At 67.6% G+C, this 22,944-nt stretch carries 19 protein-coding genes and 1 pseudogene; 11 read left to right on the forward strand and 9 right to left on the reverse strand.

All coding sequences use genetic code 11. From position 1 onward, the window contains the following. Nucleotides 1-7: 7 nt before the first annotated feature. Together BLV92_RS11275 and BLV92_RS11280 are read right to left on the reverse strand one after the other, a co-directional pair. Entirely contained in the window at nt 8-757 is a 750-nt protein-coding gene (locus BLV92_RS11275; protein WP_090544896.1) for an SDR family oxidoreductase, read from the reverse strand. Nucleotides 758-872: 115 nt separating this feature from the next. Continuing rightward, entirely contained in the window at nt 873-1,802 is a 930-nt protein-coding gene (locus tag BLV92_RS11280) for a LysR family transcriptional regulator (RefSeq protein ID WP_090544898.1), read from the reverse strand. A gap of 764 nt (nt 1,803-2,566) precedes the next feature. On the opposite strand from BLV92_RS11280, the gene BLV92_RS11285 reads away from it, so the two are divergent. From BLV92_RS11285 to BLV92_RS11295, 3 genes are read left to right on the forward strand one after another with little or no spacing between them, the layout of a single operon-like run. Next, a complete protein-coding gene (locus BLV92_RS11285; protein WP_090544899.1) occupies nt 2,567-3,946 on the forward strand; it encodes an MdtA/MuxA family multidrug efflux RND transporter periplasmic adaptor subunit in 1,380 nt (459 codons plus the stop codon). Between the two features lie 6 nt (nt 3,947-3,952). Then, nucleotides 3,953-7,087 carry an MdtB/MuxB family multidrug efflux RND transporter permease subunit gene (locus BLV92_RS11290; RefSeq protein WP_090544901.1) on the forward strand — a complete coding sequence of 1,045 codons (3,135 nt, stop codon included), beginning with the start codon at nt 3,953-3,955 and terminating at the stop codon, nt 7,085-7,087. 4 nt (nt 7,088-7,091) lie between these two features. Beyond that, nucleotides 7,092-10,397: an efflux RND transporter permease subunit gene (locus BLV92_RS11295; protein ID WP_090544903.1), complete on the forward strand. Its 3,306-nt coding sequence runs from the start codon at nt 7,092-7,094 to the stop codon at nt 10,395-10,397. Nucleotides 10,398-10,481: 84 nt separating this feature from the next. On the opposite strand, the gene BLV92_RS11300 is transcribed toward BLV92_RS11295, so the two are convergent. The 3 genes from BLV92_RS11300 to BLV92_RS11310 form a co-directional block, all read right to left on the reverse strand. Then, entirely contained in the window at nt 10,482-10,946 is a 465-nt protein-coding gene (locus BLV92_RS11300; protein WP_090544905.1) for a hypothetical protein, read from the reverse strand. Between the two features lie 169 nt (nt 10,947-11,115). Then, on the reverse strand, nt 11,116-11,670 hold the full coding sequence (locus tag BLV92_RS11305) for a peroxiredoxin (protein WP_090547002.1): 555 nt from the start codon (nt 11,668-11,670) through the stop codon (nt 11,116-11,118). Between the two features lie 175 nt (nt 11,671-11,845). After that, complete coding sequence (locus BLV92_RS11310) at nt 11,846-13,180, reverse strand: EAL and HDOD domain-containing protein (RefSeq protein ID WP_090544907.1); 1,335 nt, start codon at nt 13,178-13,180, stop codon at nt 11,846-11,848. A 324-nt stretch (nt 13,181-13,504) separates the two neighbouring features. Here BLV92_RS11310 and BLV92_RS11315 point away from each other — a divergent pair, with 324 nt between their 5' ends. Together BLV92_RS11315 and BLV92_RS11320 are read left to right on the forward strand one after the other, a co-directional pair. Continuing rightward, entirely contained in the window at nt 13,505-15,394 is a 1,890-nt protein-coding gene (locus tag BLV92_RS11315) for a putative bifunctional diguanylate cyclase/phosphodiesterase (protein ID WP_090547004.1), read from the forward strand. 70 nt (nt 15,395-15,464) lie between these two features. Next, the gene (locus BLV92_RS11320) at nt 15,465-16,913 is read left to right on the forward strand and encodes an HDOD domain-containing protein (protein ID WP_090544909.1); all 1,449 of its coding nucleotides are present in this window, start codon (nt 15,465-15,467) and stop codon (nt 16,911-16,913) included. A 50-nt stretch (nt 16,914-16,963) separates the two neighbouring features. Here the strand turns inward: BLV92_RS11320 and BLV92_RS11325 are convergent. Both BLV92_RS11325 and BLV92_RS11330 read right to left on the reverse strand, forming a co-directional pair. Further along, nucleotides 16,964-17,203, reverse strand: a pseudogene (locus tag BLV92_RS11325) (ABC transporter substrate-binding protein); the annotation flags it as partial. 72 nt (nt 17,204-17,275) lie between these two features. Beyond that, nucleotides 17,276-17,767: a VOC family protein gene (locus BLV92_RS11330; RefSeq protein ID WP_090544913.1), complete on the reverse strand. Its 492-nt coding sequence runs from the start codon at nt 17,765-17,767 to the stop codon at nt 17,276-17,278. A gap of 313 nt (nt 17,768-18,080) precedes the next feature. On the opposite strand from BLV92_RS11330, the gene BLV92_RS11335 reads away from it, so the two are divergent. The 4 genes from BLV92_RS11335 (at nt 18,081) to BLV92_RS11350 (ending at nt 19,644) form a co-directional block, all read left to right on the forward strand. Then, nucleotides 18,081-18,335, forward strand: coding sequence for a hypothetical protein (locus BLV92_RS11335; protein ID WP_090544915.1), 255 nt, complete (start codon nt 18,081-18,083; stop codon nt 18,333-18,335). 263 nt (nt 18,336-18,598) lie between these two features. Continuing rightward, a complete protein-coding gene (locus BLV92_RS33075) occupies nt 18,599-19,048 on the forward strand; it encodes a hypothetical protein (protein WP_373681816.1) in 450 nt (149 codons plus the stop codon). A gap of 79 nt (nt 19,049-19,127) precedes the next feature. After that, complete coding sequence (locus BLV92_RS11345; RefSeq protein ID WP_090544919.1) at nt 19,128-19,367, forward strand: hypothetical protein; 240 nt, start codon at nt 19,128-19,130, stop codon at nt 19,365-19,367. A 61-nt stretch (nt 19,368-19,428) separates the two neighbouring features. Next, nucleotides 19,429-19,644, forward strand: coding sequence for a hypothetical protein (locus tag BLV92_RS11350; RefSeq protein ID WP_090544921.1), 216 nt, complete (start codon nt 19,429-19,431; stop codon nt 19,642-19,644). Between the two features lie 88 nt (nt 19,645-19,732). On the opposite strand, the gene BLV92_RS11355 is transcribed toward BLV92_RS11350, so the two are convergent. Then, complete coding sequence (locus BLV92_RS11355; RefSeq protein WP_090544923.1) at nt 19,733-19,957, reverse strand: hypothetical protein; 225 nt, start codon at nt 19,955-19,957, stop codon at nt 19,733-19,735. Between the two features lie 652 nt (nt 19,958-20,609). Between BLV92_RS11355 and rpsU the strand changes: the two genes are divergently transcribed. Continuing rightward, nucleotides 20,610-20,822 (forward strand): 30S ribosomal protein S21, encoded by a 213-nt coding sequence (gene rpsU, locus BLV92_RS11360; RefSeq protein WP_090544925.1) that lies wholly within the window; start codon nt 20,610-20,612, stop codon nt 20,820-20,822. A gap of 326 nt (nt 20,823-21,148) precedes the next feature. Here the strand turns inward: rpsU and BLV92_RS11365 are convergent, their stop codons facing one another. Then, the gene (locus BLV92_RS11365) at nt 21,149-22,078 is read right to left on the reverse strand and encodes a LysR family transcriptional regulator (RefSeq protein ID WP_090544927.1); all 930 of its coding nucleotides are present in this window, start codon (nt 22,076-22,078) and stop codon (nt 21,149-21,151) included. 144 nt (nt 22,079-22,222) lie between these two features. Between BLV92_RS11365 and BLV92_RS11370 the strand changes: the two genes are divergently transcribed. Continuing rightward, nucleotides 22,223-22,927, forward strand: a complete 705-nt coding sequence (locus BLV92_RS11370; RefSeq protein ID WP_090544929.1) for an SDR family NAD(P)-dependent oxidoreductase — start codon at nt 22,223-22,225, stop codon at nt 22,925-22,927. The last annotated feature ends 17 nt before the right edge of the window (nt 22,928-22,944 follow it).

A 22,944-nucleotide genomic window follows, 5' to 3' on the forward strand; every position in this document is an offset into this window, starting at 1 on the left:
GGGCCGCTCAGAGCTGGCTCATCCCGCCGTCGACGATCACCTCCGAGCCGACGATGAACGCCGACTCGGCCGCGCTCAGGTGCAGCACCGTCGATGCGATCTCGTCCGGCGTGCCGAAACGGCCAAGCGGCACCTGGCTGCGGATCTGCGCGGCGGTTGCGTCGAGCGTGGCGGCATCGAGGCCGAGTTTGCCGTACAACGGCGTCTCGACCGGCCCGGGGCTGATGACGTTGACGCGCACGCCGCGCGGCAGCAGTTCGGCCGACAGCGTTTTCGCGAGCGAGATCAGCGCGGCCTTGCTCGCCGCGTACACCGACGACGCCGGCATCCCGATATGCGCGTTGATCGACCCATTGATCACGATCGACGCGCCGCGGTTCAGCAACGGCAGCAGCGCCTGAATCTGGAAGCACGCGCCCTTCACGTTCGTATTGAAGCTCAGGTCCCACAGCGCCTCGTCCACCGCTTCGAACGGCGCGAGTTTCGCGACGCCCGCGTTGATGAACACGGCGTCGAGCCGCAGGCCGGCCGCGCCGATTTCAGCGGCGAGTTCGCGGGCCGCCGCGACCGTGCCCGTGTCGTTGCGCAGCGCGAGCGCGTGCGCGCCGAACTGGGCGCGCACGGCGTCGAGCGCGCCGGGATCGCGGCCGGTGACGACGACCCGCGCGCCCTCGGCGGCGAACGCGCGAGCGGCCGCGAGCCCGATGCCGCTCGTGCCGCCGGTGACCAGAACAGTTTTGCCTTCGAAGCGATTCATGACGTTCTCCAGATGGACCCGGTGAAATGACCGTGACGTCATGGTGCCGCGCGACCACGCGCTTGCCGTACGAGGAACGCGATGCAAACGTTCGAATCGGTCGAACATGTTTCCGTCACCGGCCGCCGCGGCGCTCGACCGGCAGTCCCCGCACCAGCCGTTTCGCGAGTCGTGGCTCGCGCAGCCGGTCGATCCACCACTGCAACGCGCGCCCCGCACGATCGCCGCGCCATGCGACATACAGCACGTTCGGCTCGCGCGGATCGGCGGTCGGCCGCTCGACCAGTTCGCCGCGCGCAAGCAGCCCACGCGCCCGCTCGCGCGGCACCCAGCCGACGCCGAGCCCGTCCGCCTGCGCGAGCATTTTCGCGCGCATCGTCGGGACCGCGAGCACCGGCTGGCCGCCGAGCAGGCCATACGCGCGGCCGGCGCCGACCCGCGCCGAATCCGCGACCGCGACGCCGCGCTGCGCGATGATCTGTTCGCGGCGCAACGGCGCGTTTTCGCGCGCGAGCGGATGGCGCGGCGACATCGCGAACACCCAGTCCATCACGCCGAGTTCGAACCACTGGAGCCCCGGAATCGCCGGCGGCTCGTTGGTCGCGCCGACGATCAGGTCCGCGCGGCCGTCGCGCAGCGCCTCCCACGTGCCGCCGAGCACCTCGTGCGTGAAACGCAGCCGCACGCCCGATTCGAGCGCGTCGAACGCGCGGATCACCGGGCTCAGCAGCTCGAACTCCAGCACCTCGTCGGTGACGATCCACAGGCGCTCTTCCCAGCCGTTCGCGACCTGCCGCACGCGCTGCGTCATCCGCGCGACGTCCTGCATCAGCCTGCCGGCCTCGTTTGCGAGCAGCTGGCCAGCCGGCGTCAGTTGCAACCGGTAGCGGCGGCGGTCGAACAGCAGCGCGTCGAAACGCGCTTCGAGCTGCCGCGCCGCATGCGAGAGAGTCGACGGCGCCTTGCCGAGCCGCGCGGCCGCGCGCGACAGGCTGCCGGTCTCGCGAATCGCGTCGAGCAGCGCCAGTTCCTCTTCGGACAGCATGTTCGTCCCCTTCGAACGATGAATGTCCCGATGGTACGGCGCAACGCGCAGCCAGGAGGGAACGATGGCGGAAAGGAAGGCAAAAAAAAGCGTCACGCGGAAAGCGTGACGCCTTAAAAGTTCTAGCGATTCCGAGGGCCGTGCTAGAACCTGAGAGTCGGCATCCGGCCGGACGGCGGGCCGCCGCAGTATGCGAATCGCATAACGGCAGCCGTATAAAAACCCCGCTTCAAACGACTGTTGCAGGGCTCCGGCTCGAAAGTGCGGCCATTCTTCATGGCATCCCTGACCAAGTCAAGAAAATTTTCGCCAGCGGACGATCAGGCTCACGGCCGGGTGTAGACCGCTCCTGCCGCCCCGTCCGCCCGAAGCTGAGTGTGCCGGCAACGTTCCGCTACAATCGTCTGCGTTTTTGGCGGGCAGCGCCGCCGTACGCCGTCTGTAACCGTCGTAACAGGCTGAAAGAAAGCTGGGTGGACTGTAACGAAGGCTGCAACGTAGCATCGTGGTTTCCTGCGGCGCAGCACGGCCGGCGGCGGCGCGGGCCGGCCGTTTGCCAGGCCGGACCGCTACGCCGTCGTTGCACCGTGTTCGCGGGCGCGGTTCGCCGGCGACATCACTTTTGCCCCTACGTCGCGTAGCATCGACGGACTGCGGCGGCGGCGCACCCGGCGCAGCCGGCCGGATGCCTTCGCCGGGCGTCCCGAACCGCGCGCCGCACCCCGAATCCGACAAGCTCGACCACCCCGATATCGACCTGACCGATGGATCAACAAGAAAAGCACCCGGACTCCTCCCAACCGCCCACGCCGCCCGGCGGTCCGGCGCCGCGCCGCCGCCGCGGCAGGCTGATCGCGCTGGCGATCCTGATCGCGGTCGTCGCGATCGTGCTGCTGCGCTGGCATCCGTGGAACAGGACGCCGGCCGGCGCGCCGGGCGCGCAGTCGGCCAGCGGCGCGAGCGGCGCCGGCGGCGGCCGGATGCGGCGCGGCGGAGCGGCGGCGATGGCGAACCTCGCGCAGCCGGTCAGCGTCGCGACCGTATCGACCGGCGACATGCCGATCGTGATTACCGCGCTCGGCACCGTCACGCCGCTCGCGGCGGTGACGGTCCGCACGCAGTTGTCGGGCACGCTGCAGGACGTGTACTTCAAGGAAGGCCAGATGGTGAAGAAGGGCGACGTGCTCGCGCAGATCGACCCGCGCCCGTACGAGATCTCGCTGCGCAACGCGCAAGGTCAGCTCGCGCGCGACGAGGCGCTGCTCGCGACCGCCCGCCTCGACCTGAAACGCTACCAGACGCTGCTCGCGCAGGACTCGATCGCGAGCCAGCAGGTGGACACCCAGGCGTCGCTCGTGCAGCAGTACGAAGGCGCGGTGAAGTCCGATCAGGCGAACGTCGACACCTTCAAGCTCGATCTGATCTACGCGCGGATCACCGCGCCGGTGTCGGGCCGCGTCGGCCTGCGCCAGGTCGATCCGGGCAACTACGTGACGCCCGGCGACACCAATGGCCTCGTCGTGCTCACGCAGCTTGAGCCGATCAGCGTGATCTTCACGACGTCCGAGGACAACCTGCCGTCGATCATGAAGCAGATGCGCGCCGGCACGAAAATGTCGGTCGCCGCGTACGACCGCAGCAACACGACGCTGCTCGAAAACGGTTACCTGCAGACGCTCGACAACCAGATCGACACGACGACCGGCACCGTGCGGCTGCGCGCGAGCTTCGACAACCCGGACCAGGGCCTGTTTCCGAACCAGTTCGTGAACGCGCGCCTGCTCGTCGACACGATCCACGGCGCGGTGATCGTGCCGACGTCCGCGGTGCTGAACGGCTCGCAGGGGCAGTTCGTCTACGTGGTGAAACCGGACAACACCGTGACCGTGCGGCTCATCAAGGTCGGCCCGGTCGACGGCGAGCGCACCAGCATCGCGTCCGGCCTCGCGGCGGGCGAGCGCGTCGTCACCGACGGCTCGGACCGGCTGCGCGAAGGCGCGAAGATCACGATTCCGGCCGAACGGCCGCGGCACGCATCCGGCGCGGCCGGCGCATCGAACGCTTCGGACGCGTCAGGCGCCGCCGCGGCGTCCGGCGCGCATCGCGGGCATCGCCGTCACGCCTCGCAGGCCGCGGCCCAGTAAGCCAGCATGAATCCATCCCGCGCCTTTATCCTGCGCCCGGTCGGCACCGCCCTGCTGATGGCGGCGATCATGCTGGTCGGCCTCGTCGCGCTGCGTTTCCTGCCACTGTCCGCGCTGCCCGAGGTCGATTACCCGACCATCCAGGTGCAGACCTTCTACCCGGGCGCGAGCCCGGACGTGATGACGTCGTCGGTCACCGCGCCGCTGGAGCGGCAGTTCGGCCAGATGCCGTCGCTGAACCAGATGTCGTCGCAAAGCTCGGCCGGCTCGTCGGTCATCACGCTGCAGTTCAGCCTCGACCTGCCGCTCGACGTCGCCGAGCAGGAAGTGCAGGCCGCGATCAACGCGGCCGGCAACCTGCTGCCGTCCGACCTGCCCGCGCCGCCGATCTACGCGAAGGTGAATCCGGCCGACGCGCCGATCCTCACGCTCGCGATCACGTCGAAAACGCTGCCGCTCACGCAGTTGCAGGACCTGTCGGACACGCGCCTCGCGCAAAAGATCTCGCAGGTGGCCGGCGTCGGCCTCGTGAGCCTCGCGGGCGGCAACCGGCCCGCGATCCGCATCCAGGCCGACCCGCGCAAGCTCGCCGCATACGGGCTGAATCTCGACGACCTGCGCACGAACGTCGCGAACCTGAACGTGAACACGCCGAAGGGCAACTTCGACGGCCCGACGCGCGCGTACACGATCAACTCGAACGACCAGCTGACCGACGCGGACGAATACCAGAAGGCGGTGATCGCGTATCGCAACGGCCGCCCGGTGATGCTGACCGACGTCGCGAGCATCGTGCCGGGGCCGGAAAACACGAAGCTCGGCGCATGGGTGGACGGCACGCCGGCGATCATCGTGAACGTGCAGCGCCAGCCGGGCGCGAACGTGATCCAGGTGGTGGACAGCATCAAGCAGTTGCTGCCGCAGTTGCAGGAGTCGCTGCCGGCCGCGCTCGACGTGCAGATCGTCACCGACCGCACGACGACGATCCGCGCGTCGGTGCGCGACGTGCAGTTCGAGCTGCTGATGTCGGTCGTGCTGGTCGTGCTGGTGATGTACCTGTTCCTCGCGAACGTCTACGCGACGATCATCCCGAGCCTGTCGGTGCCGCTGTCGCTGATCGGCACGCTCGCGGTGATGTACCTGATGGGCTTCTCGCTCGACAACCTGTCGCTGATGGCGCTGACGATCGCGACCGGCTTCGTCGTCGACGACGCGATCGTGATGATCGAGAACATCGCGCGCTACGTCGAGGAAGGCGACCCGCCGCTCGAAGCTGCGCTGAAGGGATCGAAGCAGATCGGCTTCACGATCATCTCGCTGACGGTGTCGCTGATCGCGGTGCTGATCCCGCTGCTGTTCATGGGCGACGTGGTCGGCCGCCTGTTCCACGAATTCGCGATCACGCTCGCGGTGACGATCGTGATTTCCGCGATCGTGTCGCTGACGCTCGTGCCGATGATGTGCGCGAAGATGCTGCGCCACACGCCGCCGAAGGGGAGCCACCGCTTCGAGGCGCGCGTGCACCAGTTCATCGACTACGTGATCGCGCGTTACGCGGTCGCGCTCGAATGGGTGCTGAATCACCAGCGCTCGACGCTCGTCGTCGCGGTGCTGACGCTCGCGCTGACCGCGCTCCTCTACATCGTCGTGCCGAAGGGCTTCTTCCCGGTGCAGGACACCGGCGTGATCCAGGCGATCACGCAGGCGCCGCAGTCGGTGTCCTACGCGTCGATGGCCGAGCGCCAGCAGGAACTCGCGGCCGAGGTGCTGAAAAATCCGGACGTCGACAGCCTCACGTCGTTCATCGGCGTGGACGGCACCAACATCACGCTGAACAGCGGCCGCATGCTGATCAACCTGAAGCCGCGCGACGACCGCAGCCACACCGCGAGCGAGGTGATCCGCGAGATCCAGAAGAGCGTCGCGCACATTCCAGGCGCGGCGCTCTTCATGCAGCCGGTGCAGGACCTGACGATCGACTCGACGGTCAGCCCGACGCAGTACCAGTTCATGCTGACGACGCCGAACATCGACGACTTCACGACGTGGGTGCCGAAGCTCGTGCGGCGGCTGCGCGACGCGCCGGAACTCGCGGACGTCGCGACCGACCTGCAGAACAATGGCCAGTCGGTGTTCATCGAGATCGACCGCGCGAGCGCCGCGCGCTACGGCATCACGCCGGCGACCGTCGACAACGCGCTGTACGACGCGTTCGGCCAGCGGATCATCTCGACGATCTTCACGCAGTCGAACCAGTACCGCGTGATCCTCGAAGCGGAGCCGCGCATCCAGCACTACACCGACTCGCTGAACTCGATCTACCTGCCGTCGTCCACGTCGACGTTCGGCCAGGTGCCGCTGTCCGCGATCGCGAAGTTCCATGAGCGCCCTTCCCCGCTCCTCGTCACGCATCTGAGCCAGTTCCCGGCGACGACCGTGTCGTTCAACCTCGCGCCGGGCTCGTCGCTCGGCGCGGCAGTGCGCGCAATCGAGCAGGCCGAAAAGGACGTCGGGCTGCCCGGCTCGTTCCAGACGCGCTTCCAGGGCGCGGCGCTCGCGTTCCAGGCGTCGCTCGCGAACGAACTGTTCCTGATCCTCGCGGCGATCGTCACGATGTACATCGTGCTCGGGGTGCTGTACGAGAGCTTCGTGCATCCGATCACGATCCTGTCCACGCTGCCGTCGGCCGGCATCGGCGCGCTGCTCGCGCTGATCGTGACCGGCCACGACCTCGACATCATCGGGATCATCGGCATCGTGCTGCTGATCGGCATCGTGAAGAAAAACGCGATCATGATGATCGACTTCGCGCTCGACGCGGAGCGCCACCAGGGCAAGCCGCCGCGCGAGGCGATCTATCAGGCGTGCCTGCTGCGCTTCCGGCCGATCATGATGACGACGATGGCCGCGCTGCTCGGCGCGCTGCCGCTGATGCTCGGCACCGGCGCGGGCTCCGAGCTGCGCCGGCCGCTCGGCATCGCGATCGCGGGCGGCCTGATCGTGAGCCAGGCGCTGACGCTGTTCACGACGCCGGTGATCTACCTCGCGTTCGATTCGATCGCGCAGCGGCTGCGCCGCCGCTTCGGCCGCGGCGACCATGCCGCGCCGCCCGCGCCGCCCGCGACAACGCCGGAGAACTGATGCGATGAACCTGTCGCGCCCGTTCATTTCCCGCCCCGTCGCGACGACGCTGCTCGCGATCGGCATCGCGCTCGCCGGCGCGTTCGCCTTCGTGAAGCTGCCGGTCGCGCCGCTGCCGCAGGTCGATTTCCCGACCATCTCGGTGCAGGCGTCGCTGCCGGGCGCGAGCCCGGAGACCGTCGCCACCAGCGTCGCGAGTCCGCTCGAACGCCATCTCGGCTCGATCGCGGACGTCAGCGAGATGACGTCCACGAGTGCGGTCGGCAGCGCGCGGATCACGCTGCAATTCGGGCTGAACCGCGACATCGACGGCGCGGCCCGCGACGTGCAGGCGGCGATCAACGCCGCGCGCGCGGACCTGCCCGCGAGCCTGCGGCAGAACCCGACGTACCACAAGGTCAATCCGGCCGACGCGCCGATCCTGATCCTCGCGCTCACGTCGCCGACGCTGACCGCCGGCCAGTTGTACGACTCGGCCGCGACCGTGCTGCAACAGTCGCTGTCGCAGGTGGACGGGATCGGCGAGGTCGACGTCAGCGGCTCCGCGAACCCGGCCGTGCGCGTCGAGTTGCAGCCGCACGCGCTGTTCCACTACGGGATCGGCCTCGAAGACGTGCGCGCGGCGCTCGCGTCCGCCAACGCGAACAGCCCGAAGGGCGACATCGAGTTCGGCCCGAACCGCTTCCAGCTCTACACGAACGACCAGGCGAAACAGGCGAGCCAGTACAAGGACCTCGTGATCGCGTACCGCAACGGCGCGGGCGTGCACCTGTCGGACGTCGGCGAGGTGGTCGATTCGGTCGAGGACCTGCGCAACCTCGGCCTCGCGAACGGCAAGCGTTCGGTGCTCGTGATCCTGTACCGGCAGCCGGGCGCGAACATCATCGAGACCGTCGACCGCGTGATCGCGATGCTGCCGCAGTTGCAGGCGTCGCTGCCGGCGGACGTGGCCATCACGCCGGCCGTGGACCGCTCGACGACGATCCGCGCGTCGCTGAAGGACACCGAGCGCACGCTGATGATCGCGGTCGCGCTCGTCGTGATGGTCGTGTTCCTGTTCCTGCGCAACTGGCGCGCGACGCTGATCCCGAGCGTCGCGGTGCCGATCTCGATCATCGGCACGTTCGCGGCGATGTACCTGATGGGCTTCTCGATCGACAACCTGTCGCTGATGGCGCTGACGATCGCGACCGGCTTCGTCGTGGACGACGCGATCGTCGTGCTCGAAAACATCTCGCGGCACATCGAGAACGGCGTGCCGCGCATGCAGGCCGCCCTCCTCGGCGCGCGCGAGGTCGGCTTCACGGTGCTGTCGATCAGCGTGTCGCTCGTCGCGGTGTTCCTGCCGATCCTGCTGATGGGCGGCATCGTCGGGCGGCTGTTCCGCGAGTTCGCGCTGACGCTGTCGCTCGCCATCGCCGTGTCGCTGCTGGTGTCGCTGACGCTCACGCCGATGATGTGCTCGCGCCTGCTCGAAGAGCCGCGCGAACTGCGCCGCGAAGGCCGCGTCGGCCAGTGGCTCGAACGCCAGTTCACGCGGCTGCAGAACGGCTACGAGCACACGCTCGGCTGGGCGCTCGGACGGCCGCTGCTGATCCTCGCGATCCTGATCGCGACGGTCGCGCTGAACGTCGTGCTGTACGTAATCGTGCCGAAGGGCTTTTTCCCGCAGCAGGACACCGGGCGGCTCGTCGGCGGCATCCAGGCGGACCAGTCCACGTCGTTCCAGGCGATGAAGGTCAAGTTCTCCGAGATGATGCGGATCGTCCAGCAGAACCCGGCCGTCGATCAGGTGGTGGGCTTCACCGGCGGGCGGCAGACCAACTCGGGTTTCATGTTCGTGTCGCTGAAGCCGAAGAGCGAGCGCAAGCTGTCGGCCGACCAGGTGATCGCGCAGTTGCGCGGGCCGCTGTCGTCGGTCGCGGGCGCGCGCACCTTTTTGCAGTCGGTGCAGGACATCCGCGTGGGCGGCCGGCAGTCGAACGCGCAGTACCAGTTCACGCTGCTGTCGGACAACACGGCCGACCTGTACACGTGGGGGCCGAAGCTGACCGAGGCGTTGCAGGCGCGCCCCGAACTGACCGACGTGAACTCGGACCAGCAGCAAGGCGGCCTCGAAGCGATGGTCACGATCAACCGGCAGACCGCCGCGCGGCTGAACATCACGCCGTCGCAGGTGGACAACACGCTGTACGACGCGTTCGGCCAGCGCCAGGTGTCGACGATCTACAACCCGCTGAACCAGTACCACGTCGTGATGGAAGTCGCGCCGCAATACTGGCAGAACCCGTCGACGCTGAACGAACTGTGGATCAGCACGTCCGGCGGCAGCGCGACCGGCGCGCAGACGACGAATGCGAGCGCCGGCACCGTCAGCGGGCCGACCGCGGCCGCGAGCGGCGGCGGGGGCGACGGCACGACCGCGCAGAGCGCGGCGTCGATCGCGCTCGATTCCGCGCGCAACCTCGCGATCAACTCGATCGCGGCGAGCGGCAAGTCGAGCGCGTCGGCCGGCGCGGCGGTGTCGACCTCGAAGGAAACGATGGTGCCGCTGTCCGCGCTCGCGTCGTTCGGGCCGGGCAGCACGCCGCTGTCGGTGAACCACCAGAGCCAGTTCGTCGCGTCGACGATCTCGTTCAACCTGCCGCCCGGCCGCTCGCTGTCCGACGCGACCGCGGCGATCTACGAGACGATGGCGCAGATCGGCATGCCGGCGACGATCCACGGCAGCTTCCAGGGCACCGCGCAGGCGTTCCAGCAGTCGCTGAACGACCAGCCGCTCCTGATCCTCGCGGCGCTCGCGGCGGTCTACATCGTGCTCGGGATGCTGTACGAGAGCTACATCCACCCGCTGACGATCCTGTCCACGCTGCCGTCGGCCGGCGTCGGCGCGCTGCTCGCGCTGCTGCTGTTCAACACCGAGTTCAGCATCATCGCGCTGATCGGCGTGATCCTGCTGATCGGCATCGTGAAGAAAAACGCGATCATGATGGTGGACTTCGCGATCGAGGCGTCGCGCCAGGGCCTGAATTCGCGCGACGCGATCTTCCAGGCGTGCCTGCTGCGCTTCCGGCCGATCATGATGACGACGTTCGCGGCGCTGCTCGGCGCGCTGCCGCTCGCGTTCGGGCGCGGCGAGGGCTCGGAGCTGCGCGCGCCGCTCGGCATCGCAATCGTCGGCGGGCTGATCGTCAGCCAGATGCTGACGCTGTACACGACGCCGGTCGTTTATCTGTACATGGACCGGATGCGCGTGTGGTGGGACAAGCGGCGCGGACGGCCCGCGCAACCGGCGCCAGCGGCGGATTGAGCGGCGCATGAAACGAAAAAAAAGGCAGCCTTCGCGGGCTGCCTTTTTCGTCATGGCCTCGTTGCAGGCTCGTTGCGGGTTTCGTTACAGCCGCTGCGCGATCGCGAGCGTCAGGATGCGCGCCCAGCGTTTCGCCTCGCGCTCGCCGCGCACCGGCAGCAGCCACAGCGGATGCGCGCCGTCGGACACGTGCAGCGCGACGCGCCAGCCGTCCGGCTCGCGATGCGGCTGCGCGCGTTGCAGGTCCGCGAAGATGTACGAGCCGCTCGCCGCGCCGACGCGCACGTCGCACAGCCGCTTGCCGGCCGCGAGCCGCACTTCGCCCCAGTCGCCGGACAGGCCGTGGGTCCAGTCGCCGTCGCGCAGGTTCGCGGCGATGTCGCGCCGCCGTTGCAGCAGGTAGCCGATCGCGACCGCGATGAGCGCGATCACGAGCGCCGCGACGCCGATTGCGACGTCGCTGCCGTAGCGGAGCGTGATCGCGTCGAACGCGCGGACCGCGCCGTACACGAGCGCGATCAACGCGAACAGCAGGACGAAGATGGGCATGCGGGAAAAGTCGAAACGGAGGTCGCGGGTATGCGGTCAATCGCGGTCAAGCGGCGGGCAGGCGGCGGTCAGTCCGGCGCATCCGGCGCGCCGCCGCAAGCCCAGCCGTTCATCGGCACGCAAGCAATGCGAAGGCGCGACGTCAAACCGTCCGCGCGATCGCCACGCGTTACTGCTGCTTATGCTGCGCGGCCCATTCCTTCAGCGCGTTCAGCGTGTTCTCGACGTGCTTGTCAGGCGACAGGCTCGTGTACTCATAGAGGATCGTGCCGTCCGGCGCGATCACGTACGACACGCGGTTCGCCATCGCCTCGTGCATCGGCATCGACGCGTCGTATGCCTTGATGATCCGGCTGTCCTCGTCGGCCGCGACCGGGAACTTGCTGCGGCACTCGCTGACCGAGAACTTCGTCAGCGTCGCGATGTTGTCGTGCGACACGCCGATCACGGTCGCGCCGTATTTGCGGTATTCGTCGACCGCCTCCGCGAATTCGTGCGCCTCGATCGTGCAGCCCTTCGTGAACGCGGCCGGATAGAAGTAGACGACGACCGGCCCCTTCTTCAGTTCGTTCGCGAGCGCATACGTGTAGGTCTTGCCGCCGAGCGACGCCTTGGTCGTGAAGTCCGGCGCGTGGTCGCCGGGCTTCAGCGTGGCCTGCGCGGTCAGCGCGAAGAGCGAAAGGCCGGCGCAGGCAAGCGCCGCCGCGAACAAGCTGCGTTTCATGTCGGTATCCTCCATGTCGGTATCGTCGCCGCGCACGCGCGATCGCATCACGACCACGCGGCTGCCGCGGCAACGTCGGCCGCCCGGCTCCCGCGTATTGGAGCACATAATCCGGACGCTCGCAGCACCGCTACGCGAGCCGCCGGCCGTGTCTCGGCGCCGCGCCAGCCGCGAATCAACCGTGCGAATGCGCGCTGAACCACGACGCCGCCCACAGGTTCAGCTCGCCGATCAGCGACGGCGTCAGCGCCGTGAAGCGGCCGCCCTGCTCTTCGACGATCGCCTGCATCGCGTCGTAGTCGCCGAGTTCGGCCGCCTTCGCGATCCGCAGCAGCGCGCCCAGCTCGCCATGCTGACGGTCGATCGCGTCGCTGATCGGGCGTGCGAGCCCGAGCCGCTCCATCCGCCGCGCGGGCGTCACGCCGATCATCACGTGCAGCAGCGAAAAGATGCCGGTCATGAACGCGGCGTCGGCGAACGGCTGGTCGTGCGGATGCACGCTGCGCGCGGCCAGCTCCATGAAGTGCGAGCGCGTGCCGGCCAGTTGCACGAGCGGATCGGAACTCCACGGCAGGTCGCGCCCGGTCGCGTACAGCAGCAGTTGCGCCCAGCGCGCGATCTGCCGCGTGCCGACCGCAAGCACCGCCTCGCGCAGCGACGCGATCGGCCGCGCGAAGCCATACGCGGTCGAGTTCACGAGCCGCAGCAACTGCGCGATCACGCCCGGATGGCGGCGCAGTTCCGCTTCGAGTTCCGGCACGCCGACGTCGCGCGCGACGAGCGCGATCAGCCGCAGCAGCGCCGCGCGCGAGGACCGTGCGCGCCGCGTGCGCAGCATCTGCGGCCTGGCGAAGAAGTACCCCTGGAACAGATCGAAGCCGAGCCCGCGCGCGAGGCGGAAGTCCTCCTGGGTCTCGACCTTCTCCGCGACGAGCGTCTTGCCGGCCGCGCGGATCGCCGCCGCGAGCGCCGGCAGTTCCGCGCGGTCGGTCAGCATCATGTCGACCTTCACGATGTCCACGTAAGGCAGCGCCGCGAGCAGGTTCTCCGAGCGTTCGGCCACGTCGTCGAGCGCGATCCGGAAACCCGCGCGCCGCAGCGTCGCGATCCGCTCCAGCGCGGGTGCGTCGAGCCGCACGTGCTCCAGCACTTCGAGCACGAAACGCTCGGGCGACAGCAGATGAACGACGTCGTCGAACAACAGTTCGCGGCCGATGTTCACGTAACCGCGATGCGCGCCGAGCACCGCCTGCACGCCGATCTGGCCGATCGTCCGGGCGACGACCTGCGCGGTCGCGGACGCCTCGTCGGTGATCTCCGCGCGGTTGCGGGTGCCGCCGCGGAACAGCAGTTCGTACGCGTCGAGCGCCCCGCTGCGATCGAGAATCGGCTGGCGGCCAAGATACGCAAACGGCGACGCGACCGGCGCGCGAACGACCGCACGCTGGCCCGCGTCGCCCGGCTCGGCCGCCGTGTTCGGCTGGACGGATGCTGACGACGATTCGGACATGACGGATGAACTCAGGGAGCACGCGGCTCCCGACGCCGAAACCGGTTTCGGCCGGTCCGGCGCGCCGCGCGCGGGCTCGCCGGCCGACGTAAAATGGCGTCCGGCCGGCGAGAACCGGCCCCACTTTAACCGAAATCCGCGCCCGCCCGCATCCTTTCGCTCTTTTCGAGACGCAGATTAAAAATCTTCTAAAGATTTTGTCCGGCGAGTCGATATCTTCCTCTGATGGGCGGCTTCAGCCGTCCGCAGAGGCGGCCGGAAGGCCGCGGCGGGCCGGCGTACCGGGACTGGCCGCACCAGAGCAAACGTTCGTCAGCGACATACATGGAAGCAAACAGGATCACCGCGCCCCGCCAGCGCCCGCTGCGCGCCGCCGCCGACTGGCTGCGCGCGCTGTGGCCCCGTCGCGGCGACGATGCCCCGGTGCTGTCACCGCCGCTGACGGTCCCGCCCGCCGACGCGGGCGGGGGCGCCGGCGTCAACGCGCCGGCCAGCGTGCAGCCGGCCGAATCCACCGCCGGCGCCGTCGATCTCCTCGTGCACGTGGACCTGAATCTGCGGTTCCTGTACGTGTCCGACGCGAGCCTGCGTTTCGCCGGCTACCACCGCGAATTCCTGTTCGGCGCGACGCTGCACGACCTCGTCGCGCCGTCCGACGTCGCCCGCGTCGACGCGCTGTTCGCGCGCGCGGCCGACAGCGGCGAAGTCGAGAAGGACACCGTCGAGCTGCTGAAGTCGCTGACCTACCCGGTCGCGGTCGAGCTGCGCGTGCAGCGCGCGCCGTATGCGGGCAGCGACGGCTTCGCGGTCGCCGGCTTCGACGTGTCCGCGTGGCAGGACGGCGAGGCGCGGCTCACGCACGCGCTGCACCACGACAAGCTGACCGGGCTGCCGAACCAGCTCGCGCTCGCGGACGAACTCGCGCGCGCGCAGGCGAGCGCGGACACCCACGGCACCCCGATCGCACTGCTGCTGCTCGACCTCGACGACTATCAGCGCGTGAACCGCGCGCTCGGCTACGACGCCGGCGACGAACTGCTGCGCGAGACCGCGCGCCGGCTGTCGCATCTGGCGTTGCAGGACGAGCGGATCGCGCGCACCGGCAGCGACGAGTTCGCGGTGCTGATTACGCCGCAGCCGCACGCGACGCCCGCCGACGTGCGCGCCGACACCGAGGCGCTCGCGCGCCGGCTGCTGACCGCGATCCTGCAGCCGTACAGCTTCGACAACCATCCGGTGCACCTGTCCGCGAGCATCGGCATCGCGTTCTATCCGGACCAGCGCCACTCGGCCGACGAGTCGCGCGGCCACGGCGACGCAAGCCCGGTGCTGCGCTGGGCCGACCAGGCGTTGCAGCAGGCGAAGGAAGCCGGCGGCAACCGGCTGATGCTGCATGTGCCGGACGACGGCACGAACGATGCGCAACGGCTGAAACTCGAATCGGACCTGTACGACGGCGTGCGCAACGGTGAGTTCTCGCTGCACTTCCAGCCGATCACGAGCAGCGCGACCGGCGGCGTGGTCGGCGTCGAGGCGCTGATCCGCTGGCAACATCCATTGCACGGACTCGTGCCGCCATCAACATTTATTCCTCTTGCGGAATCCGTCGGGTTAATCAATTATCTCGGCAACTGGGTTTTGAAGGCCGCCTGCATGCAACTGACGCAATGGGACGCACAGGGCATACCGCTGCAATACGTGGCGGTGAACGTGTCTCCGCAGCAGTTCCGCAATCCGCGTTTCAAGGAAAGCGTGCAGGAGGCGCTGGAGCTGGCCGGCGTCGATCCGCGCCGGCTCGTGTTCGAGATCACCGAAAGCCTGCTGATGCACGATCCGGCGCATGCGAAGGTGCTGCTCGAAGACCTCGCCGCGCTCGGCATCAGCTTCGCGGTCGACGACTTCGGCACCGGCTATTCGAGCCTCGCGTACCTGCAACGCTTCCCGCTGTCGAAGCTGAAGATCGACCGCAGTTTCGTCGAGAACCTGCTCACGTCGCACAACGACCAGGCGATCGTCAGCGCGGTCGTCGGGCTGGCGCGCACGCTCGGCCTCGAACTCGTCGCGGAGGGCGTCGAAACCCAGGCGCAGCGCGAGCTGCTGAAGAAGATGGGCTGTCACCACATCCAGGGCTGGCTCGTGTGCAAGGCGCTGCCTTCCGAGGAACTCGCGCAGCGCTTCGAGTCGCGCTCGCTGCATCTGCACGAGGCGCACTGATGACGGCCCTCGGCACCCCGGGCTGGGCGGCATCTCATGACGCAGGGTTTTCGGATTTAACAGGGTTCAGATGGTAAAGGCAGTCCTGCTCGAACGGCTGTGGACGCGGATGAACGAGCGCGGCGACTTTCCGCTGCTGTCGCAGTCGCTGCGCGCGACGGTCGCCGCGATGGGCAACGACGACCTCGATTTCGGCGCGCTCGTGCAGGTCGTGCTGTCGGACTTCGCGCTCACGCAGAAGGTGTTGCGGCTCGCGAACTCCGCGATGTACATGGCGTTCGGCGGCAACATCACGACCGTCACGCGCGCGCTGATGGTGCTCGGGATGGACGCCGTCGGCCACCTGGTCGTCGGCCTGAAGATCGTCGATCACTTTCATCAAAGCGCGCCGCGCCGCATCGACGCCAAGCTCGAACTGAACCGGACGATGCTGTCCGGCTTCGTCGCGCGCAAGCTGACCGAGGGCGGCGACGTACGCGCCGGCGAGGAAGCCGTGGTCTGCACGCTGATGCGCCAGGTCGGCAAGCTGCTCGTCGTGTTCTACCTCGATTCGGAATGGGACGAGATCCGCGTGCATCTCGAACTGGGCGCGACCGAGGACGAGGCGTGCAACCAGGTGCTCGGCGTCACCTACGACGAACTGGGCCGCGAGGCCGCGACGCGCTGGCGCCTGCCGGACACGATCCGGACCGGCATGAGCCGCTACGATCCGGCCGACGACGACGGCCAGCCGCAGCAATGGCTGCGCGCGATCACGAACTATTCGACCGAGGTCGCGAAGGTATTGACGTCGCCGGAACTGACCGACGACGCGCGCGCTGCGCAGGTCGCCGACCTTGCGCGCGGCTACAGCCGCGTGCTCGCCACCGATGCGGACGCGCTCGTGCAGATGAGCCTCGCGATCGCGCGCGAGGAAGCCGACGACGGCGTGATGCGCGAGATCGTCGAACTGCACGCGGACGCCGACGCGATCGCGCGCAGCGAGAGACTCGACCCCGAGGCGAGGATCGCGGCCGGCATCGCCGACCTGCGCGCGCTGCCGTCGGACAGCCCGTTTTCGACCGCGCTGACGCTCGTGTCCGAGACCGTGCTCGCGAGCCTCGGTTTCGCGCGGACCATCGTGTTCGTGCGGCGCGGCTCGAACGTGTTCGAAGCGCGGCTCGGCTTCGGGCCGGGCGTCGACGACGCGATGCCGAACCTCACGTTCAACGCCGCGTTCCAGCCCGACGTGTTCCACCTCGCGATCGCGAACTCGGTCGGCATCTTCATCGAGAACGCACGCGATCCGAAGATGATCGCGCGCCAGCCCGCATGGTTCCGCGCGAGCTTCAGCGACGTGCGCGCGTTCGTGCTGCTGCCGTCCGTGCCGCAGCGCGGCGCGCCGATCGCGCTCGTGTACGGCGACTGGCTGACCTCGCAGGAGCCGCGCCGGATCTCGCAGCGCGAGATGAGCGCGCTCAACGAACTCGCGCGCGAACTGGCGCGGTTCTTCTCGCCGGCGTCGATCGAGGCCGCCTGATACGAAAAAGCCGCGTAAAACGCGGTTTTTTGTTGGCGGACGCGCGGCGCTCAGTCCTGCACGACCTTCACGTCGAAATACTTCGCGGCGAGCTTGTCGAGCGTGCCGTCCGCTTTCGGTTGCTTCAGCGCGTCGCTCAGCGCCGCCTTCCACGCGGCGTCGTTGTTGCGCACGCCGAAACCGACGCCGACGCCAAGCAGTTTCCCGTCGCTCACCACGGGCCCCGCGAACGCGAAACCCGCGCCCTGCGGCAGGTTCAGGAAACCCTTCGACGCCGCCGCGCACGTCTGTTGAAGACGCTGAACGAAGGAGTCGTGCCGCCGGTCGACTGGGCGTTCGCGAACGCTATTGCCGGGATCGCGTCACGGCTGGCTGTGTCCGCGCCGCGCCGCTTCGATCGCGGCGATGTCGATCTTCGTCATGGTCATCATCGCGTCGAACGCGCGCTTCGCCGCGGCGCGGTCGGAACCGGTGACCGCCGCCAGCAATGCGCGCGGGGTGATCTGCCACGAGATGCCCCACTTGTCCTTGCACCAGCCGCACGCGTTTTCCTGGCCGCCGTTGCCGACGATCGCGCTCCACAGGCGATCGGTTTCGGCCTGGTCGTCCGTCGCGACCTGGAACGAGAAAGACTCGTTGTGCGTGAAATGCGGGCCGCCGTTCAGGCCGACGCACGGAATGCCGATGACGGTGAATTCGACCATCAGCACGTCGCCTTGCTGGCCGTCCGGGTAGTCGCCCGGGGCCTGGTGAACCGCGCCGACGGCGCTGTCGGGGAAGGTCGCGGCGTAAAACCCGGCTGCTTCGAGCGCGCCGCCTTCGTACCAGAGGCAGATCGTGTTCTTGCTGGGCATGGAGGTCTCCTCAAAGGGAGTCGGTGAGGGCCGGGACTTCATGCTAACGCCGCGAGCATGCGGCGGCTGTTGGGGATTCGCCTGGCATCGCGAACTGTTTCCGGCCATGGCAGCGACCCTATAAACGACCGCCCGGGAATGCGCGCCGAAACCCGGCGGCTCGTTGGCCCTTCCGACGCGGGCGGGCCGCCCGATCGCCGTCAACGGGGCCAGCGGCGGGTATCGCCGCCTTGCGCGTACAATGGCGAACACCCCATCCTTCGCCTGCTCCCGACAGGAGGCGCGTGGGTTCGTCAACCAGACGGAGCGCCTCATGTACCGGATGATCCCGTATCGGGGTTTCGAGATCCATGTCGAACTGAAATCCTCGGCGGAGGATCTTTACGACGTCAGTTTCCAGATAAAAGGCAGTCAGAATCTCATGCTCATCGGCGACCGCAGCGGTCGCATTCCGCTGCGCAACGGCCCGTATACCCGACGCTGGGCGTACCTCATCGCCGAAGTGGCGGGACAGGCGGCGATCGACGTGCTGCTCGGGACACTCGTCGACGATCGCCCTGCCGCCTGATCCGCGGCGCGGTTCGCCCCGCGCCTGAACCGGCGTGACCGCGACGCGCCGCGAATCATCCGGCGGCCGCACGCGCAGGAGCTTCCAACCCGCATGCCACGGCATCAGCATCGGATTGCGAGCGTCGTATCAGCGCATTCAGCCCTCCTTCGCAGTTCATCCATACCGAAGCGGTACTGTGCGCGCGCTGCATTTCCCGCGACGCTGGAAGCAGGTGTTTTCGCTGTACAAACCCATCAAAGGGCGTAGCATGAAATGGTCGAATGGACTGCAACCGTTCCCTGCGCCCGGCAGTCGCCAGTTCCAACGAGACCGGGTTCTCATTTCACCGAAGGCCGCGCGACGCGGCCGATTGCGTGAGTGCTGCGACGCAGTCGCTCACCTCCCTCGCTCCCCTCTCGCCGCACCACGATGTGGCTCAAAGGCTCGCCATGACAACCGGTTTCCGCCTCTACCACGGGCTGGAAGTTTATCCGCTCGTTTATCCGCACCGCGCCACCGCGCCGGGAAGCGGACACAACTACGACGAAGGATTCGATGCCGCAGTCCGCATCCAGGAGCCGGGCGGCGCATCGCGCAGCCGGGTTTTCAGGCTCCAGGTGAACCGGCCGTTCGAAAATGCGGGCGACGCGCGTCGCGCGTCCACGGCGTACGCGGAACGCCTCATCGACGCGCAGCCTCACGCCGCGAACGTCCTCGACCCGGAGTCCTGATTCAGGCCCGTTCCGCACCGGCGGCCGTCGGCATGCCCACGGCACGAACCGGCAGAAACGGCGGCCTGGGAGGTTCGATATGAACAGGAGTGACCTGCTGAAACGGATCCGGCTCAACGGCTCCGGCGTCGTCGACCAGTTTTTGCCGTCCGGAGCGGGGGCCGAACTGGAGCGTGTCATCCGTGACCATCGTCACGAGGTGGATTCCGACGCGTTTCTGATGTTCGTGTCCATTCGCGCGCTGCTGCGTAAAGACGGCATGGCGAGCTGCGAGTCGGATAACGAAGCCGGACAGATCATGGCGATGCTGAATGTCTGATTCGCTCCGGCAGCGCCTGCACGAGAGTGGCAGGCGAGTGACAAACTGAAAAGGAAATCGAATGCGCTTCAATTCGACCCGAATCGTCATCGACCCGACGCCGCGCCGGGCCGACGGCGAATACATGGCCCATGCGCGCATCAGCACGAACCGCCCGGACGGGACCGAGTACGACATTCATCTGAGCGGCGACCTGCCCGGCTTCGACGCGCGCGAAGATGCGATCGCGTATGCAAAGCACTGGGCGCAGGAATGGCTGGACGCGCGCTTCGGCTGAGCGGCGTTCGGTATCGCGGTGCCGGGAAAAATGTCGTCGGCGCGCGGGCCGTTCGGATCGCCGGATACCGGCATGCAACTCGCGAAGTTCAGCCGCGCGTGTCGATCCAGTCGCGCGCCCAGCGGTCCGAATAACCGAGTGCGTCTGCTTCGCTGTCGAAGTACCCGAGCGAGTAGAACTCGTAATGCGTGGGTCCGGTGCGGACATCGGAGCGCCGCAGCGTCAGATTTGAAGAGAAGGAGCCGTCAGGCAGGCAATGCGCCGACGGCCGGACTGCATAACCGCGGTATTGCGTGTTGGAAATGATTTGCATCGTTACGGGTGAACCTGAATATGAATATGAGACTCCGTAGTTCCGCGAGGGAACGCTGATTCGTTCTGAAAACGAAAACGGGCCTGTGGAAATACAGCGCGACGCGCACCGGCTGACGACGAATGCCGGCCGGTACGACAAGGATGCTGCGAGAGTATGCCGGGACGCCCGGGGCCAGTACGGCGCCGGACCTTGAGGACGGGTTACAGCGGCTTGATTAGCGGCCGACAATACGCGGATAGTCGTCCACGGTCAACCGAATTCTGCTCCACGAGCGCAATAGCATGAACCGCCCGGAATTCGCGGGTAATTGAGCGAGAAGTACCGGTACGGCGCGAGTCGCGACGCGTATAGTGGGCGCGTGGCCGGCTGCGAACAGCGGCGGCCGGCCAGGCGCGACCGGTTCGAGTGCGGTTCGAGTCGCCTTCGGCGCACACGATGTCATATCATGCGCTTCCCGCGCGAAAGTATCATGAACACCGGGTGCGCGCCGCGACCTCGCATCGCGTCGGCAAACGCCATTCAGTCTCGACGGAACGAAATCGTGCACACCGTCGAAGACATCAAGACGATCCACCGTGCCAGCGGCAAGCCGCAGATGCGCTTGATACCGCATCAGCGACGACCGCCCGGATCATAACCAGGAAATGCATTGACTACCGTCACTCCCAAACTCAACGAACCCGTGGAAGTCGCTCTGCGCCGTTTTCGTCGCTCGATCGAGAATACCGGTTTGTTGAAGGAACTGCGCGCCAGAATGGCCTACGAAACGCCGACCGCGAAGAGAAAAAGGAAAAAAGCGGCCGCCGTGTCGAGATTGCGCAAGCAGATCAGACGGTCGTTGCCGCCCAAGAAGCTGTACTGATCCTCGACGGCAGACAGACGCGCACGCGCAGTTGCGCTGACGGGAGAGCCGCATGGCACTTCCGGCGTCGGCGCTGCCGGCAAGGGTGTGTCGGGGATGCAAGGTCGCGAAGCCGAACGGCGCGCGACGACGGCATCTCCGAACAGGGCGACTGACGGCGCCTGCGGCAAATCCAGGCGTTGACAACGATCGTTTGTCAGCGGGGAGTGCCGTTGCGACGCCGTCGCCCCATGACGGCGGCTGTGATCCGCGCATACCGACCTGCCCGAACGAGGTTCGACCGGGGTTCGGCCCACCGCGCGTTTCGATCTTCCCTCGCCGCCGCGTCAAACCGACGTCTCCCGACGACACACCGCCAGCACGATCGTCCGAAGCCACCGATGCGCCGGATCGGCATCCATCCGCGGATGCCACATCTGCGACACGGTGATCCGCGCGGTCTGCACGGGAAGCTCGAAAGCCCGTATAGCGGCGGAACCCGACTGCCCGCAGCGGCCAGCCTCGCCGTCAATGAACGACGCCGGCACCAACGCCACGAGATCGGAAGCCAGAGCGACGACCAGCGCCGCACGAAACCCCGGAACGACAGCGACGATCTTCCGCTTCAGCCCCAACGCGGCCAATGCGTCATCGACCGGGCCGCCCGTTCGTCCCCGGCGCGAAGCAACGACATGGCTCAACGCCGCGTACCGTTCGGCCGTGATCTCCGGCTCAAGCTCGACCGGATGCCCTGTCCTGACCGCCCCGACAAAACGGTCGCGGAAAAGCGCCTGCACCCGCACCTCCGGACCCATCTCCCCCAGCACGCCGATCTCAAGATCCACGCTGCCGTCCCGCAGAAACGCCGATGTCTTTTCTGGCTTCGGCGCAAAACGCAGGCACACCTGCGGCGCGTCGGCCGTCGCCGCCGCGATCAACGACGCAGCAAATGCTTCGATAAAACCGTCGTTGGCGCGAATCGTAAAGGTTCGCCGCAGCGTAGACAGATCCAGCGCGGCCGCCGATGGACTCAGCACCGCCCGCGCCTCCTGAACCGCGTTCGTCGTGCGCGCGCGAATCTCCTGCGCATACGGCGTCAGCACCATTCGACGCCCCGCCCGCACCAGCAGCGGATCGCCCGTCGCGGTGCGAAGACGCGTCAGCGTTCGACTCATCGCCGACGCGCTCAACCCGAGGCGCCGAGCGGCGCCGGCCACGCTTTCTTCGGCAAGCAGCGCATCGAGCGCGATCAGAAGATTCAGGTCTGCTTCGGACATCGGCCGATCGTAGCATGCGTCAACACGACAACCAGACAGCGCGCCGGATGCAGGTATGAGCTGCATCCGGCGCGCCTTCCGCAGCCGCTCACGCGTCGATATATTGCGGGAACCGGCTCATTCAGGAGCCCTCGGGAGGATCGAATGCAAACCGTATCGTCGCGAAAGACCGCCCTTCTCGTCGGCGCGTCGCGTGGCCTCGGGCTGGCGATGGCCGAAGAATTCCTCAAGCGGGGCTGGCAGGTGATCGCCACTTGCCGGGCTACGTCGATGGACAATCTCCGGCGCGTCTTGACTTCGTTTCCGGACGCGCTCGAAATCGAGACGGTGGACATCACGCTGGCGGACCAGGTCGCCGGTTTACGCGCGCGCCTGCAACACCGACGGCTCGACCTGCTGTTCGTCAATGCGGGCGTCAAGAACGACGACAACGAGACGATCGCGGATGTCTCCACCGACGAATTCGTCCGCGTGATGGTGACGAATGCGCTGAGTCCGATGCGGGTCGTCGAGGCGTTTGAGGCTCTGGTGCCCGAAACCGGCACGATCGGCGTGATGTCGTCGGGCCAGGGCAGCGTCGCGAACAACACGAACGGGAATTACGAGGTCTATCGCGGCAGCAAGGCCGCGCTCAACATGTTCATGCGCAGCTTCGCGGCCCGCCACGCCGACGACCCGCGCACGTTGCTGCTGACCGCGCCCGGCTGGGTCCGCACGGACATGGGCGGCCCTCATGCCCGCCTCGGCATCGACGAGAGCATTCCGGCGCTGGTGAACACGATCGAGGCGCACGCGGGGCGGCCGGGATTGCATTACGTCGATTACCTCGGACGGGTCGTGCCGTGGTGACGGCTGACGGGCAAAAA

The sequence above is a fragment of the Paraburkholderia caballeronis genome (assembly GCF_900104845.1).
Taxonomy (GTDB): Bacteria; Pseudomonadota; Gammaproteobacteria; order Burkholderiales; family Burkholderiaceae; genus Paraburkholderia; species Paraburkholderia caballeronis.